This is a genomic window from Streptomyces sp. B6B3 (genome assembly GCF_039871525.1).
Classification (GTDB): Bacteria; Actinomycetota; Actinomycetes; order Streptomycetales; family Streptomycetaceae; genus Streptomyces.
In genome coordinates this window covers 505,654-521,420 of record NZ_JBDPLU010000003.1, presented here as the reverse complement: position 1 = coordinate 521,420, position 15,767 = coordinate 505,654, and the positions used below count along the sequence as shown (strand labels likewise).

The 15,767-nt window shown below is 73.6% G+C and carries 15 protein-coding genes; 12 read left to right on the top strand and 3 right to left on the bottom strand.

Annotated elements, in window-relative coordinates:
* Positions 1–17 precede the first annotated feature (17 nt).
* Both ABGB06_RS10120 and ABGB06_RS10115 read right to left on the bottom strand, forming a co-directional pair.
* Positions 18–194, bottom strand: coding sequence for a hypothetical protein (locus tag ABGB06_RS10120; protein WP_347587473.1), 177 nt, complete (start codon positions 192–194; stop codon positions 18–20).
* A 71-nt stretch (positions 195–265) separates the two neighbouring features.
* Entirely contained in the window at positions 266–1,330 is a 1,065-nt protein-coding gene (locus ABGB06_RS10115; RefSeq protein ID WP_347587471.1) for a GDSL-type esterase/lipase family protein, read from the bottom strand.
* Positions 1,331–1,558: 228 nt separating this feature from the next.
* On the opposite strand from ABGB06_RS10115, the gene bla reads away from it, so the two are divergent.
* The 12 genes from bla to ABGB06_RS10055 all read left to right on the top strand — a co-directional run bounded on the left by bla (position 1,559) and on the right by ABGB06_RS10055 (position 14,348).
* Complete coding sequence (bla, locus tag ABGB06_RS10110; protein ID WP_347587469.1) at positions 1,559–2,506, top strand: class A beta-lactamase; 948 nt, start codon at positions 1,559–1,561, stop codon at positions 2,504–2,506.
* A gap of 64 nt (positions 2,507–2,570) precedes the next feature.
* Positions 2,571–3,560 (top strand): MBL fold metallo-hydrolase, encoded by a 990-nt coding sequence (locus tag ABGB06_RS10105; RefSeq protein ID WP_347587467.1) that lies wholly within the window; start codon positions 2,571–2,573, stop codon positions 3,558–3,560.
* 82 nt (positions 3,561–3,642) lie between these two features.
* Positions 3,643–4,272: a 1,4-alpha-glucan branching protein gene (locus ABGB06_RS10100; protein WP_347587465.1), complete on the top strand. Its 630-nt coding sequence runs from the start codon at positions 3,643–3,645 to the stop codon at positions 4,270–4,272.
* 281 nt (positions 4,273–4,553) lie between these two features.
* Complete coding sequence (locus tag ABGB06_RS10095) at positions 4,554–5,432, top strand: transketolase (protein WP_347587463.1); 879 nt, start codon at positions 4,554–4,556, stop codon at positions 5,430–5,432.
* Positions 5,429–6,415 carry a transketolase C-terminal domain-containing protein gene (locus ABGB06_RS10090; protein WP_347587461.1) on the top strand — a complete coding sequence of 329 codons (987 nt, stop codon included), beginning with the start codon at positions 5,429–5,431 and terminating at the stop codon, positions 6,413–6,415. Before ABGB06_RS10095 ends, ABGB06_RS10090 begins: the two co-directional genes overlap by 4 nt.
* Positions 6,412–7,995, top strand: a complete 1,584-nt coding sequence (locus ABGB06_RS10085) for an FGGY family carbohydrate kinase (protein WP_347587459.1) — start codon at positions 6,412–6,414, stop codon at positions 7,993–7,995. Before ABGB06_RS10090 ends, ABGB06_RS10085 begins: the two co-directional genes overlap by 4 nt.
* Positions 7,992–8,816 (top strand): SDR family oxidoreductase, encoded by an 825-nt coding sequence (locus ABGB06_RS10080; RefSeq protein WP_347587457.1) that lies wholly within the window; start codon positions 7,992–7,994, stop codon positions 8,814–8,816. Before ABGB06_RS10085 ends, ABGB06_RS10080 begins: the two co-directional genes overlap by 4 nt.
* A gap of 33 nt (positions 8,817–8,849) precedes the next feature.
* A complete protein-coding gene (locus ABGB06_RS10075) occupies positions 8,850–9,860 on the top strand; it encodes an ABC transporter permease (protein ID WP_347587455.1) in 1,011 nt (336 codons plus the stop codon).
* A gap of 47 nt (positions 9,861–9,907) precedes the next feature.
* A complete protein-coding gene (locus tag ABGB06_RS10070) occupies positions 9,908–10,849 on the top strand; it encodes a substrate-binding domain-containing protein (protein ID WP_347587453.1) in 942 nt (313 codons plus the stop codon).
* 33 nt (positions 10,850–10,882) lie between these two features.
* Complete coding sequence (locus ABGB06_RS10065) at positions 10,883–12,388, top strand: sugar ABC transporter ATP-binding protein (protein ID WP_347587451.1); 1,506 nt, start codon at positions 10,883–10,885, stop codon at positions 12,386–12,388.
* A gap of 94 nt (positions 12,389–12,482) precedes the next feature.
* On the top strand, positions 12,483–13,520 hold the full coding sequence (locus tag ABGB06_RS10060; RefSeq protein WP_347587449.1) for a sugar-binding transcriptional regulator: 1,038 nt from the start codon (positions 12,483–12,485) through the stop codon (positions 13,518–13,520).
* Between the two features lie 60 nt (positions 13,521–13,580).
* Complete coding sequence (locus tag ABGB06_RS10055) at positions 13,581–14,348, top strand: SDR family oxidoreductase (protein ID WP_347587447.1); 768 nt, start codon at positions 13,581–13,583, stop codon at positions 14,346–14,348.
* Between the two features lie 73 nt (positions 14,349–14,421).
* On the opposite strand, the gene ABGB06_RS10050 is transcribed toward ABGB06_RS10055, so the two are convergent.
* Positions 14,422–15,708 carry a zinc-dependent alcohol dehydrogenase gene (locus ABGB06_RS10050; RefSeq protein WP_347587445.1) on the bottom strand — a complete coding sequence of 429 codons (1,287 nt, stop codon included), beginning with the start codon at positions 15,706–15,708 and terminating at the stop codon, positions 14,422–14,424.
* Positions 15,709–15,767 lie beyond the last annotated feature (59 nt).

Below are 15,767 nucleotides of genomic sequence, written 5' to 3'. Positions count from 1 at the left end.
GGCGGCACGTCAGCGCGTCAGCACGGGTTGGGGACGTTGCCGTTCTCGTTGCCGACCAGGTCATCGCCCCAGACCCACAGGTCGTTCGTCGTGCCGTTCTCCACCCTGACCCAGTGGTCGTGCGCGACGCCGCAGCCGGACACCCAGTCGCCGATGCCCCAGCAGAGGCCGTACATCTGGCTTCCCGGCGGCATGGTGCTGTTGATCGGGGCGTTCAGGTAGGGGGCGGTGCGGGCGGGGGGCCGGACTCCGGCGTCAGCGATGCCTACAGGCGCTCGGCGATGACGGGCGCCAGGTGTTCGGTGATGGTGCGGTGGCCCTGGTCGTTGGGGTGCACGGCGTCGCTGAGGTCGCCGCTGCCGAGCCAGCCCGTGGTGTCCACGAATGAGACGCGCGCGTCGCCCTCGTCGGCCACGGTCCGCACCGCCGCCTGCGTCTCGGGGACGTAGCGCTCGCGGAAGGTCTCCAGCGCGAAGATCCAGGCGTCCGGGTACATCGCGCGGACGGTGTGCAGGAGGTTGAGGTACGCCGCCCCGAACTCCTCGGCGCTGACGTCGTGTCCGATGTCGTTGGTGCCCAGGTTGATCACCACGGCGTCGGCCTGGTAGCGGGAGAAGTCCCAGTCGGGGGTCGGGGCGTTGGGGTTGAGCTTGGTGAACTGGTCCTCCAGGCCGACGCAGTCGGCCGCGACCAGGCAGGCACCGCCCTGCGCGATCGCCGTGTGGGCGGCGCCCAACCGCTCCCCGATCAGCCAGGGATAGGCGGTGAGGTGGTTCAACGAGGTCGTGGTGCCGACCGTGATCGAGTCGCCGACGAACTCGATGAGGTGCTCGGGCTCGGGCAGCGGGTACGTGCTGGCGCCGGCGTCCAGGGTCAGGCCCTGGAAGACGGCGTCGCCGGTGTAGGAGCCGGCGACGACCCGGTAGGTGACGCGCAGCGTGTGCTCGCCGGCGGCCAGCGGCTCGGGGGTGAGGTTCACCAGGCCGCTGACGTTGGTGTGGCCGACCAGCGGGCCGCCGTCGATGCTGACCCAGAGGTCGATGGTGTCCCGCTGCCGCAGCTGCACGGTGGTGCCCGTGAAGCCCACGTCGAGGTACGCGCCCGCCCAGTACGGCGTGTACGCCCCCGGGTCGGAGGTGTCCCAGCGCCCGGTGTAGTGGATGTTCGGATCGCCCGGCTCCCCGGGCGCGGCGGCCGCGACGGCGGACGGCCCGGAACCGGAGGGCGCGGCCACGGCGGCGGGGCCCGCGCCGGCGAACAGCCCGGCGACGACGGCCCCGACGGCCAGCAGAGCCCCGACGACGCGCCTGCTCAGTGCAGTTCCCTTCATGCACCTTCTCCTCTGGCTACGGCCCCTGGACTCAGGTCGGCGCAAGGCTAGTTATCGAATTTGCTTTCGACAACGGCGCCTGAAACGCGTGACTTTGGCTTCTGCCCCGGGCGGCTCCGATGCCGCTTCGGCATGGAACCGCGCGTTCGCGTCTTGGACGAGCGGCAGCCAACGGCCGGAAGCTGAGCGCGAGTTCCGAGATGTCGAGAAGGCTTGGAGGTCCGTCTCATGACGCACAGGTTCCGTACCCGCCGGGGCGCCGCCTGGGTGGCCGGCGCGCTCGTGCTGCTCTCGCTCCCGGCGTGCGGCGCGAACGATCCGTCCGCGGCCGCGGCGCCCCCCGCGTCCGGGGCGTCCGCGGCGGGGGAGTCCGTGCCCTCCGCGGCGGACACCGCCCGGGCGTTCCGGGAGCTGGAGCGGGAGTTCGACGCGCGGCTCGGCGTGTACGCCGTGGACACCGGCACGGGTCGCGAGGTTGCCCACCGCGCGGACGAACGGTTCGCGTACGCCTCCACGTTCAAGGCGCTCGTGGCGGGCGCCGTGCTCCTGGAGTACGGCCTGGACGGGATGGACGAGGTGATCACGTACTCGGCCGACGATCTGGTGGACGTCTCGCCCGTGACCGAGAACTTCGTGGAGACCGGGATGAGCCTGCGCGAGCTGTGCGCCGCCACCCTCTGGTACAGCGACAACACGGCGGCCAACCTGCTCCTCGACGCGGTGGGCGGGCCGAACGGCCTGGAGGCCGTGCTGGAGGAGGAACTCGGCGACGACGTCACCGAGATGGACCGGTACGAGACGGAGCTGAACGAGGCGACGCCGGGCGACATCCGCGACACCAGCACGCCCCGCGCCTTCGCCGGGAACCTGCGGGAGTTCCTGCTCGGCGACGTCCTGGAGCCGGACGAGCGCGAGCTGCTCCGGATGTGGATGGTGACGAACACCACCGGCGAGACGCTCGTCAACGCCGGCCTCCCGGACGACTGGACCGTCGCCGACAAGAGCGGCGCGGGCGGGTACGGCGGGCGCAACGACATCGCCGTCGTGTGGCCCGACGACGGCGGCGACCCGTTCGTCCTGGCGGTCATGTCCAGCCGCGACGAACCGGACGCCGAGCCCGACGACGCGCTGATCGCCGAGGCCGCCGCCGTGGTCGCGGACGGCCTGGGCCACTAGCCCCGCCCGTCCCCGTCCCCGTCCCCGTCCCCGTACCCGCCACCACCAGCACCGGAGAACCACCATGACGTCTTCGCCGCTCTCCCGGCGCGGCTTCGGCCGGCTCGCCGCCCTCGGGCTCGCCGCCGGCGCCGCCGGCACGCTCCCGCTCGGCTCGCCAGCCGCGGCCACCGCGGCCGATGCCCAGGACTACTACGACCGTGCCCGCCGGCTGGCCGGCACGGACCCGGTGTCGCTCGCCCTGGTGCGCGCGCTGACCCCCGGCTCCAGCGTGCCCCGCCCGCCGGCGCCCGAGCCGCTGTGGCTCTTCGACAACCTGGCCATGCTGAGCGTGGGTTGGGTCTCCGCCATGGCCGTGCGGACCGACGACGGGATCGTGCTGATCGACGCCCTCACCTCCGCCGAGGAGGCCGAGACCGTCCTCGTCCCGGGCCTGAGCGCGCTGGGCGCCGACCCCGAGACGATCAGGTACGTCGTGGTCACCCACGGCCACGACGACCACTACGGCGGCGCGCGGTACCTCGCCGAGCGCTACGGGGCGCGCGTGCTGATGACACCGGCCGACTGGGACCTCGTCGCCTCCACCGGCACGGCCGAGGCGCCCGACCGGGACCTGGACATCCACGACGGGCAACGACTCACGCTCGGCGACACGACGATCCGGCTGCACCACACCCCGGGCCACACGCCGGGCACCGTCTCCCCGATCATCCCGGTGCGGACGGGCCACGAGCGCCACACGGCGATGCTGTGGGGCGGCATGAACCCCCCGGCCACCCCCGCCGAACTGCGCACCTACCTGGCCTCCATCCGCACCTTCCGGGCCCGGGCCCGGAAGGCGAACGTGGACGTGGAGCTGTCCAACCACCCCAACGACCACGGCCTCGAACGCGCCGAGCAGCTGCGGAACGATCCCACCGGGCCGAACCCGTTCGTGCTCGGCCGGCCACGGACCGAGCGGTTCCTGCGGGTGATGGACCTGATGCTGCGCGGGCGGCTCGCCGACGCCGAGGCGGCGACCCCCGCGGCCGCCCCCGATCAGACCTGCTGCTGAGCCTCCGATGGGGTGGGTGAGAGGCTGATCGCCTGCCGCCGTGCGAGAACCGGTCAGCGCACCGGGGAAGGAGAGCCACGCCATGGCCATCATCCACCACACCACGATGACGCCCACCAAGCTGGAGTTGCTCACCACCTGGCTGCCCGGGCGTCCCTGGTACCGCGGTGCCGGATCCGCGCCCGAACTGGCCAGGACGGGCGGCTTCCGACTCGACGACCCGGCCGGCGAGGTGGGCATGGAGTTCATGGTGGTGAGCGACGGCGCGACCGCGTACCACGTGCCGCTCACCTACCGCGGTGCGCCGTTGGCGGGCGCCGAGCACACGCTCGTCGGCACGTCCGAGCACGGCGTGCTGGGCACCCGCTGGATCTACGACGGCACGCACGACCCGCTGCTGGTACGGCAGTTGGTGGCGCTGCTGGCCGGCGAGACGGAGGCCCAGGCGCAGAGCGTCAGCGACACCCCCGACCCGACCGTGACGGTCGACCGCGCCGATCCTGGCCTCTCGACCGCGGGTCTGACGGTCGGCGCGGTCACCGACGGCGCCGAGGCCACGGACATCGACCTCGGCCCCGGGCCGCTGACCCTCCGCGTGCACCGCGTCCTCACCCCCGCGACGGCCGCCACCCGCCCCCTCGCCCAGGTCACCGCCCCCTGGCAGCCCCCCACCGCCACCCAACCCCGAGCCCTCTTCGCGACCCTCCGCTAGGTAGCGAGCCGCCCCACCCAACGCAGTCCCAGGCGACGGACCGACGGTCCGTCGCCTGAAGGGCGTGCCCGCACGCGGTCGCACACCGTGACCGAGCGAACGCGCACCAGATCCGGTCGTCAGGCTGTTGACACCTGTCCGAAAACAGACCTACGGTGAGGCATCTTTCATTCACTAGTGAATATCTATTCTCCACATCGGTCTCGACTCGCCACCCGATGCGGGCCCTTGGGCGCCGCGGAGCGGGGCCGGACCCAAAAGGAATCCGAGAGGAATCCGAGATGCTCAGCACAGATCCCGACGGCGCCGAGCGCTTCCAGGCGCGGCGGCGTGCCGGCGGTGGTGACCCGGCCGGCCGCGTCGGCGAGCTCCGGCGGATGGCCGCCGAGGTGCGCCGCGACGTCGTGCACATGATCGACAGGGCCCAACTCGGCCACATCGGCGGCGACCTGTCCGTCACCGACATCCTCGCCACGCTCTTCGGCGGCGTGCTCGACATCGATCCGGCCCGCCCCGACCACCCCGACCGCGACCGGTTCATCCTCAGCAAGGGGCACTGCGCTGCGTCCCTGTACGCGACGCTCGCCCGCTGCGGCTTCTTCCCGCCCGCCGAGCTGGCCACGTTCGTCGCCCCGCTCTCGCCGCTCAACGGCCACCCCAACCGCCGCAAGGTGCCCGGCGTGGAGACGAACACCGGGCCGCTGGGCCACGGGTTCCCGGTCGCCGTCGGCTGCGCGCTGGCCGCCCGGCTGTCGGGCCGTTCCTACCGGACGTTCGTCGTCCTCGGCGACGGCGAGCTGCAGGAGGGCAGCAACTGGGAGGCCGCGATGACCGCCGCGCACTACCGCCTGGGCTCGCTCACCGCGGTCGTGGACCGGAACCGCCTGCAGCAGGGCGCCCGCACCGAGGACACCAAGCGGCTGGAGCCGCTGACCGAGAAGTGGACCAGCTTCGGCTGGGACGTGCGGAACGTGGACGGCCACGACCACGAGCAGCTGCTCCACGCGCTGCGGCCCGCCACCACGGACCGTCCGGTCGTCGTGATCGCCCGCACCGTCAAGGGCAGGGGCGTGTCGTTCATCGAGGACCGCGTGGAGTGGCATCACAAGATCCCCGACGCCGACCAGGTGCGCGCCGCGCTGGAGGAGCTGAGCCGATGACCGCCGACCTCGTCGAATCCGCGCCGGTCCACGACTGCCGGCAGGCGTTCGCGGACGAACTCATATCCCTCGCCGCCGAGGACGAACGGGTCGTCGCCGTCTGCAACGACTCGGTCGGCTCCAGCAACCTCGTGCGCTTCAAGGAGCTCTACCCCGACCGGCTGGTCAACGTCGGCATCGCAGAACAGGACCTCGTCGGCGTCGGCGCCGGACTGGCCAACGGCGGGCTGGTGCCGTTCGTGAGCGCCGCCGGTCCCTTCCTGACCGGTCGGGCCACGGAGCAGATCAAGACCGACGCCGCGTACAACGGCCTGCGGGTGGTGCTGTGCGGCCAGAGCCCCGGCATGGCCTACGGCGAGCTGGGGCCCACCCACCACTCCATCGAGGACCTGTCGTGGATGCGGGCCATCGCCGACCTGGCCGTGGTGGTGCCCGCCGATCCGGCGCAGACCCGCGCCGCGGTGCGCTGGGCCGCCGGCCACGACGGCCCCTCCTACCTGCGCATCCCCCGTTTCAAGGTCCCGGACGTCACGCCCGACGGCGCACCGTTCGAGCCGGGCCGCGCCGTCCAGCTGACCGACGGCGACGACGTGACGGTGCTGGCCGTCGGCACCCTGGTCTCCCGCGCGCTGGACGCGGCCCGCGTGCTGCGCCGCGAGGGCGTCGGCGTCCGGGTGCTGAACATGACCTTCGTCGAGCCGCTGGACACCGAGGCCGTGCTGCGGGCCGCCCGGGAGACCCGCGGCATCGTCACCGCCGAGGAGGCGACCACCACGGGCGGGCTCGGCGCGGCCGTGGCCTCGCTCACCGCGCAGCACCACCCGGTGCCGATGCGGATCCTCGGCGTGCACCGCGAGTTCGCGCCCACCGGCAGCGCCGCGTTCCTGCTGGAGCACTTCGGCCTGACCGCCGACGGCGTCGCCGCCGCCGTCCGGGAGCTGATGTCGGGCCGCCACGGCGCCGGCGTGCGAGGACAGCGATGACCACGGCCGGCAGCACGAACGGCGGCGCGGCCGGACCGCTGGTCCTGGCCGTCGACCAGGGCACCAGCGCGACCAAGGCCGTCCTGGTGGACGGAACCGGCGCCATCGTCGCCCGCGCCTCCGCCCCGGTGACGCTGGCCACCCCGCGCCCCGGATGGGCCGAGCAGTCGCCCGAGGAGATCTGGACCAGCTGCCAGCGCGCGGTCGCGGCCTGCCTGGCCGGCCGGGACGTCTCCCGGGTGGCCGCGGTCGGGCTCAGCACCCAGCGCGAGTCACTGCTGCTGTGGGACCGCGCCACCGGCCGGCCGCTGAGCCCGCTGGTCAGCTGGCTGGACCGGCGCACCGCCGGCGACCCCGCGCTGCTGCGGGCCGCCGGCCAGGCCGACCTCGTCCGGGAGATCAGCGGGCTGCCCCTGGACCCGATGTTCTCGGCGCCGAAGGCCGCCTGGCTGCTGGACCGCCACGACGCCGACCGCCGGCGGGCCCGCTCGGGCGAGCTGTGTCTGGGCACCGTGGACTCCTGGCTGCTGTTCCGGCTGGGCGGCGACCATCTCGTCGAGGTCGGCAACGCCTCGCGCACCCAGCTGCTCGACGTCCGCCGCCGGGTCTGGGACGAACGGCTGACCGCGCTCTTCGACGTGCCGCCCGAGGTGCTGCCGCGCGTCGTGTCCTCGTGCGGCCCGTTCCCCGCGGCCCGCGGCCTGGCGCCGCTGCCCGACGGCGTTCCGGTCACCGCCGTGCTGGGCGACTCGCACGCGGCGCTCTTCGCGCACGCCGGCTGGCGGCCCGGCACGGTCAAGGCGACGTACGGCACCGGCTCGTCGGTGATGGCCACCACCCGGGCCGCCGAGGGCGCCGGCATCTCGCCCGGGCTGTGCCTGACCGTCGCCTGGGAGGTGGACCGGCCCGTCTGGGGCGTGGAGGGCAACATCCGCGCCACCGGCGCCACCCTGACCTGGCTGGCCGGCGTCCTCGGCGTCTCCCCCGGAGACCTGACGGAGCTGGCCGCCGACAGCAGCGAGGGCGTCGTCATCGTCCCGGCCTTCGGCGGGCTCGGCGCGCCGTGGTGGGACGAGGACGCGGTCGGGCTGATCAGCGGGCTGTCCTTCGGCACCGGACCCGCGCAGCTGGCGCGGGCGGCGCTGGAGTCGGTCGCGTTCCAGGTCGAGGACGTGGTGGCGGCGGTCGAGCGCGACACCGGCCGCGTCGCCCGGGTGCTGGCCGACGGCGGCCCGACGGGTAACGCGCTGCTGATGCGGCTGCAGGCCGACACCAGCGGCCGGACCGTCGAACGCGCCCTGGCCCGGGACCTGTCGGCGCTGGGCGCCGCCCACCTCGCCGGCCTCGGCGCCGGCCTGTGGAGCCGGGAGGAGCTGGAGCTGCTCGACCGGCCCCGCGAGATCCACCGCCCGGCGGAGGACCGCGCCGCCGTCGCCCGGCGGGTCGCGCACTGGCGCGCCGCGCTGCGCCGCTCCCGCCTGCCGGCATCCGAACCAGCACCCGAACCGGAACCCGAACCGGCATCCGAATCCGCACCCCGACCGGCACCCGAACTCACCCCCACAGGAGACGCCTCATGAACTCCCCCGCAGGGACCGAAGGACCCGCCGGACGAGCCGGACGGTTCGCGGGAAGGTCCGTCGTGGTCACCGGCGCGGCCCGGGGCATCGGGCTGCGGATCGCCGAGCGGTTCGCGGCCGAGGGCGCCGGCGTGCTGATGGCCGACGCCGACCCGGGCGTCGTCGACGCGGCGCGGCGGCTGGGCGCCGACAGCCGGGCCGCCGTTCTCGGCGTCCGCACGGACGTCACCGCCCCCGAGGACGTGGACCGGGCGTTCGCGCTGGCCGACGAGACGTGGGGCCGGCTGGACGTCCTGGTCAACAACGCGGGCGTCATCACCATCAGCAGGCTGGAGGACCTCGCGCTCGACGACTGGCAGCGGGTCCTCGCGGTCAACACCACGGGCGCGTTCCTGTGCGCCCAGGCCGCGGCGACCCTGATGCGGCGCGAGGGCGCCGGCGGGCGGATCCTCAACGCCGCCTCCGGACAGGCCCGCCAGGGCTTCGTCTACACGCCGCACTACGCGGCCAGCAAGTTCGGCGTCGTGGGGCTCACCCAGAGCCTGGCCAAGGAGCTCGCGGCCGACCGGATCACCGTCAACGCCTACTGCCCCGGAATCGTCGGCAGCGACATGTGGGACTACAACGACCGCGAGTGGGGGCGGCTGCTGGGCGACTACGCGCCCGGCGAGCTGATGGCCGAATGGGTCGCCGGAATCCCGCTCGGGCGCGCCGGGACCGGCGACGACATCGCGAACCTGCTGCTCTTCCTGGCCTCGGACGAGGCCGAGTACATCACCGGCCAGGCGATCAACGTCGACGGCGGAATGTTCATGAACTAGCGCCTCGGCGCTGAGCCACTGGAGAAGGATCCGATGAGTACCACGGACAAGACGGCTGTACCCGACATCACGCCGGGCGCGCGCCGCTCCCGGGCACCGTCCTGGGGGATGGGCGTCCTCACGGGATCGCGCGGTCCCGCGCTCGGCCTCCTCGCGCTGTGCGTCGTCTTCTTCATCGCGACGCCGCACTTCCTGACGCAGAACAACCTGCTCAACATCCTGGACCAGGCCGTCGTGCTCGGGCTGCTCGCGCTCGGCATGACCGCCGTGATCGTCATGGGCGGCATCGACCTGTCGGTCGGCGCGGTGCTGGCGCTGGCGTCCATGACGCTCGGCTGGCTCTCCCACGAGGCGGGCTGGCCGGTGTGGGCCAGCGCCCTCGCCGCGGTGGCCGTCGGCGGCGCGTGCGGGCTGGCGAACGGCCTGGGCATCACGTTCACCAAACTGCCGCCGTTCATCGCCACCCTGGCGATGATGTCGATAGCCCGGGGCCTGGCCAACGTCATCACCGACGGACAGCAGATCGTCGGGTTCCCCGACTGGTTCGACAACCTGTCGGTCACCCGCTACCTCGGCGTCTTCACCGTCACGACGCTGGTGCTCATCGTGCTGTACCTGGCCGGCTGGGCCTACCTGCGCTACCGGGCGGGCGGGCGCGCCCTGTACGCCATCGGCGGCAGCGCCGAGGTGGCGCGGCTGGCCGGGATCAACGTCCGGCGCACCACCGTCGCGGCGTACGCCGTGACCGGCCTGCTCGCCGGCCTGGCGGGCGTCTTCCTGACGATGCGGCTCGACTCCTCGCAGCCCAGCGTCGGAACGGGCTACGAGCTCGACACCATCGCCGCCGTCGTCATCGGCGGCGCCAGCCTCAGCGGAGGCGTCGGTTCCGTCACCGGAACCGTGTTCGGCGTCCTGATCATCGGGGTGCTGCGCAACGGCCTCAACCTGCTGGGGGTTTCCCCCTTCGTCCAGCAGATCGTCATCGGTGTGGTGATCGCGCTGGCCGTGATGCTCGACGTGCTTCGCCGGCGGGAGTCCCGGTGAGCCGGCCGAGCGGCCCAGTAACCAAGCACCACACGGGAGTGGTTCACGTGAAACGCAAGCTCTTCAGTATTGGTATCGCGGCCGTGCTGGCCGCCGGCGGCCTGACCGCCTGCGGGCGCGGCGGCGGCGACGAGGTCACCATCGGCCTGGCCGTGGCCAACCTGCAGGCCGACTTCTTCAACCAGATCAAGCAGTCGGTGGAGGCCGAGGCGGAGAAGGAGGGCGTGGACGTCGTCGTCTCCGACGCCCGCGGCGACGCGGCGACCCAGGTCAACCAGATCGAGGACTTCGTCAGCCGCCAGGTCGACGCCATCGTCTATATCCCGGCGGGCGCCACGGCCGCCGGCGTGCCGGTGGAGGCGGCCGAGCGGGCCGACATCCCCGTCGTGACGGTGGACCGCAACCCGCCCGACGCGCCGGGGCAGTCGTTCATCGCCTCCGACTCCGTCGCCGCGGCGAAGGAGCTCGGCGAGTGGGTGATCGACGAGTCCGGCGGGCAGGGCAACCTCGCCATCCTGCAGGGCCAGATCGGCACCACCCCCCAGGTGGACCGGCAGACCGGCTTCGAGGAGGCGCTCGCCGGCGCCCCCGGCATCAACGTCGTGACCCAGCAGCCGGCCGACTGGGCGCAGGACAAGGCGTTCACGGTCGCCCAGGACATGCTCCAGGCCAACCCGGACATCGACATCTTCTGGGGACAGGCCGACGCGATGGCCCTCGGCGCGGCCCAGGCCGCCAGGTCGGAGGGCGGCGGGGACCGGCTGATCGTCGGGTTCGACGGCGACGTGGCGGGGATCGAGGCCGTCCGCGACGGCCGGATCGACGCCACCATGGTCCAGCAGACCCAGCGCATGGGCCGGATGGCCGTGCAGACCGCCATGGACATCATCGACGGCAAGGACGTGCCGGCCGAGCAGCTGCTGCCCGCCTTCCTGCTCACCTCGCAGGACCAGGCCAAGGCCGACGAGTACCTCGCCGAGCACCCCTGACGGCATGACCACCGCACGGAAGGCGAGCAGGGCATGACCTCCAGCAGCCAGACCCCGGCGGCGGGGCCCCACGAGGGCCTCGTCGTCCGGGGGGTGTCCAAGCGCTTCGGCGCCACCCAGGCGCTGCACCCCACGGACCTCGAGGTGCGGCCCGGGGAGGTGGTGGCGCTGCTCGGCGAGAACGGGGCCGGCAAGTCCACCGTCTCCAACATCATCGCCGGCACCTTCCCGTCCGACACCGGCCGGATGACCTGGCGCGGGCAGCCGTACGCCCCGAGGTGGTCGGGCGACGCCATCGCCCAGGGCATCGGGCTCATCCACCAGGAGACGCGGCTGCTGCCCGACCTGTCGGTGGCCGAGAACGTCTTCCTCGGCCGCCTGCCCTACCGCCGCGGCCGCATCGACCGGAGCGCGATGAACCGGCGGGCCGAGGAGCAGCTGCGGCGGCTCGGCCTGAGGATCTCGCCCACCCGTCCGGTGCGCGCGCTGAGCGTCGCGGCACAGCAACAGGTGGAGATCGCCAAGGCGCTGACGCTGGACGCCCGCCTGCTGATCCTCGACGAGCCGACGGCGGCACTCGGCGGCGACGAGACGGAGGCCCTCTTCGAGCGGATCGACGGGCTCCGCCGGGAGGGCGTGTCGTTCGTCTACGTCAGCCACCGGCTGGAGGAGATCGCCCGGATCTGCGACCGGATCGAGGTGCTGCGCGACGGCCGGTCCGTCGCCTCGCACCCCACCGCGCAGGTGCCGGTCACCCAGCTCGTCGAGGAGATGGTGGGCCGCTCCATCGAGCGGCTCTTCCCCGACACCGGCACCCCCCGACCCCGCGAGGTGCTGCGGGTGAGCGGCCTGACCAGCCCCTCGTTCACGGACGTGACGTTCGGCGTGCGCGAGGGCGAGGTGCTCGGCATCGCCGGCATCGTCGGCGCCGGCCGCACCGAACTGGTGCGGGCGGTGGCGGGCGTCGACCCGGTGACCGACGGCACGGTGTCCGTCGAGGGCCGGGTGCTGCGGCTGCGCGGGCCGCGCGACGCGATCGCGGCCGGGCTGGTGCTGGTCCCGGAGAACCGCAAGGACCAGGGCGCCGTGCTCGACCTGTCCATCGGCGACAACGTGGCGCTGGCCAACCTCGACCGCATCGCGCCGCGCGGCTGGCTCACCCCGCGCCAGGTGGCGGACGTGGCCGACGACGCCATCGCGCGGATGACGGTCCGGGGCCGGGCCGGTCAGCCGGTGCGCACGCTGTCCGGCGGCAACCAGCAGAAGGTCGTCATCGCCAAATGGCTGGAACGCCGGCCCAGGGTGGTCATCCTCGACGAGCCGACCCGCGGCATCGACGTCGGCGCGCGCGCCGCCATCTACGAGGTGATCGCGGAGATGGCGCGTTCGGGCATGGCGGTGGTCGTGGTCAGCTCCGACCTCGACGAGGTGCTGGGCCTGTCCCACCGGGTGCTGGTGCTCAGCCGGGGCCGGCAACGCGGCATCCTCACGGCGGAGGAGGCCACCGGCCCGGCGGTGATGCGGCTGGCGACGGCATGATGGGGCGCTGGCATGCTCCCGGGTCCGGTCCGGTGGACCGGACCCGGCGGCCGGCCGACGTGCCACCCGATGCCCGAACGCCCGAAGGAACCTCATGACTCCGCCCGACAGACCCCGAGAGGCGGTGGGCCGCCGGACCACCCGGATGGCGACCACCGACGAGCAGGTGCGGCTGATGACGCGGGTCGCCCGCCTCTACCACGAGCAGGGGATGCGGCAGCCCCGGATAGCCGAGGAACTGCACATCTCGCAGCCGCGCGTCTCCCGGCTGCTCAACCAGGCCGCCAAGCTGGGCATCGTGCGCACCATCGTGGTGCCCCCCGACGGGGTGTTCGCCGATCTGGAGGAGGAGATCGCGGCCCGGTTCGGGCTGCGCGACGTGGTCGTGGTGGACGTCGAGGGCGAGGCCGACGCCGTCATACCGGCGCTCGGCGCGGCGACCGCGGTCTACCTGGAGACGACGCTGATGGAGGGCGACCGGCTCGGCATCTCCTCCTGGAGCGCCACGCTGCTGGCGTCGGTGGAGGCGATGCGGTCCCGCCCCGGCGGCCGTTTCCTCCAGGAGGCGGTGCAACTGGTCGGCGGCGTCGGCGATCCGCGCGTCCAGGTGCAGGCCACCAGGCTGATGGGGCGGCTCAGCGACATCACGGGGGCCGAGCCGGTCTTCATGTCGGCGCCCGGACTGGTCGCCAGCGCCACCGCGCGGGACGCCATCGTGGCCGACCCCAAGGTGGCCAGCGTCGCCGAGGCGTGGCAGCGGCTCACCCTCGCCATCGTCGGCATCGGCAGCCTCGAACCCTCGCCGCTGCTGCGGCAGAGCGGCAACATCTTCCCCCTCGACGACCAGGCGGAGCTGCGCGCCCTCGGCGGTGTCGGCGACGTCTGCCTGCACTTCTTCGACGAGGACGGCGCCCTGCTGGACACGGCGCTCAACGACCGGGTCATCGGCATCTCCCCCGACGTGTACCGCGCCATCCCGCGCCGCATCGGAGTGGCGGGCGGCGACCGGAAGTTCGCGGCGATCCGGGCGGCGCTGCTCGGCGACTGGGTCGACGTCCTCATCACCGACCTCGGCGTCGCCGGCCGCCTCGTCGGCCGGCCCGGCCGGCACCAGGACCCGCCGGGTCCCTGAGCCCGCCACCTACCTGAGCACCGAGCACCTGAGCACCTGAGAGTCCCACAGGAGGCACCGATGTCCGCACCCTCGTTCCGACTCGACGACCGCGTCGCCCTCGTCACCGGGGCCGGCAGCGGCATCGGCCAGCGGCTGGCGATCGGGCTGGCCGAGATGGGCGCCGACGTCGGCTGCCTCGACCTGCCCGGGACCGACCTGACCGGCACCCTCGGGTCCGTCGAGAACACCGGGCGGCGCGCCGTGCCGCTGGCCGCCGACGTGACCCGGCCGGCGGAACTCGCCGACGCCGTGGCCGAGACGGAGCGGACGCTCGGCCCGCTCCGGCTCGCCGTCAACGCCGCCGGGATCGCCAACGCCGCCCCGGCCGAGGAGATGCCGCCGGAGCAGTGGAGCGCCGTCATCGACGTCAACCTCACCGGCGTCTTCCTGTCCTGCCAGGCCGAGGGCCGCGCGCTGCTGCGGAACGGCGGCGGGGCGATCGTCAACATCGCCTCGATGTCCGGCGTCATCGCCAACCGCGGCCTGACCCAGGCCCACTACAACGCCTCCAAGGCCGCGGTGACCCACCTGACCAGGAGCCTGGCCACCGAATGGTGCGACCGCGGCGTCCGGGTCAACGCCGTGAGCCCCGGCTACACCGCCACACCCATGAACCGGCGCCCCGAGGTCGCCGACCGGGTGCGGCAGTTCGAGGCGGACACGCCGCTGGGGCGGATGGCGACCGTGGACGAGATGGTGGGGCCCACGGTGTTCCTGCTCAGCGACGCCGCGAGCTTCGTCACCGGCACCGACCTGCTGGTGGACGGCGGGTTCGTCTGCTGGTAGCCGCCCGCCGGCAGCCGACGGGGCCAGACGGGGCCAGACGGGGCCAGACGGGGCCAGACGGGGCCAGAGGGGGTCAGCCGGCCGCCGTGCCCGCCGTGGTGGTGGCGCCGGTGCCGGAGGCGTGGCCGCTGCCCGGGGGAACGGCGCCGGGGCCGCCGAGGCCGAGGGCGACCTTGGTCCAGCCCGTCTCCCGCCGGTCGAACGACTGGTACGCCTCGATCGCGTCCTCGGTGGGGGACCAGCGGGTGATCAACGGGGTCGGGTCCAGGGTGCCGTTGGCGACCAGGGACACCAGCTCCGGCACGTAGCGGCGGTGGTTGCAGTTGCCCATCCGGAGCGTGAGGTTCTTCATGAACGCCGCGCCGAACGGATAGTGCTCCACCTGCGGCGGGTAGACGCCGACCGTCCCGATGGTGCCGGCCTTGGCCACCATCTCGACGGCCCAGCGGGTGGCCTGGCTGGGCGCGTCGCCCGGCACCCAGGTGCCGGCGTGCGGGTTCTGCTCCGGCGCGGCCTCGTCGAGTTCGTGCGCGAACTCGGCGCGCCCGTCCGCGTCGGTGGCCGCCGGGCCGCGGTCGGGGTGCTGGGCGTCCACGCCGACCGCGTCGATCACCCGGTCCACGCCGATGCCGCCGGTCAGCTCGCGGACGGACTGCACCGGGTCCTCGGCGTTGAAGTCGACCGGCTCGGCGTGCTGCCGGCGGGCCAGGTCCAGGCGGTCGGGGACGCCGTCCACCAGCAGGATCCGCCCGGCGCCCTGCAACCGGGCGCAGGCGACGGCGGCCTGGCCGACCGGGCCGCCGCCGAGGATCGCGACGGTGTCGCCGGCGCTGATCTCCGCGAGCCGCGCGCCGAACCAGGCGGTCGGATAGATGTCGGACAGCAGGATCGCCTGGCCGTCGTCCACGGTGTCGGGCAGCGGCACGAGCCCGACGTGCGCGAACGGGACGCGCGCGTACTCGGCCTGCAGGCCGTCGAGGCCGCCCGCCGCCTCCGGGCCGCCGAAGAACGTGGTGCCGGCCAGCCGCCCGCCCGGATTGGCGTTGTCGCACTGCGCGTAGTAGCCGGCGCGGCAGTAGCTGCAGACGCCGCAGGCCACGGTGGAGGGCACCACGACGCGGTCGCCCGGGCGCAGGTTCCGCACCCCGGTGCCGACCTCCTCGACCACGCCGACGGCCTCGTGGCCCAGCACCCGGCCGGTGCGCATGCCCGGCATGGTGCCGCGCACGAAGTGCAGGTCGGTGCCGCAGATCGCGGACGTGGTGATCCGGACCAGCGCGTCGTGGGTGTCCTGGATCTTCGGTTCGGGAACGTCGTCCAGGCGGATGTCGCCGACGGCGTGCCATACGACGGCCTTCACGGTGGGTCTCCTCTCGGACTCTCCGGCCTCGCGGGGGTCTCTGGCGAGTGGTCGGGCAG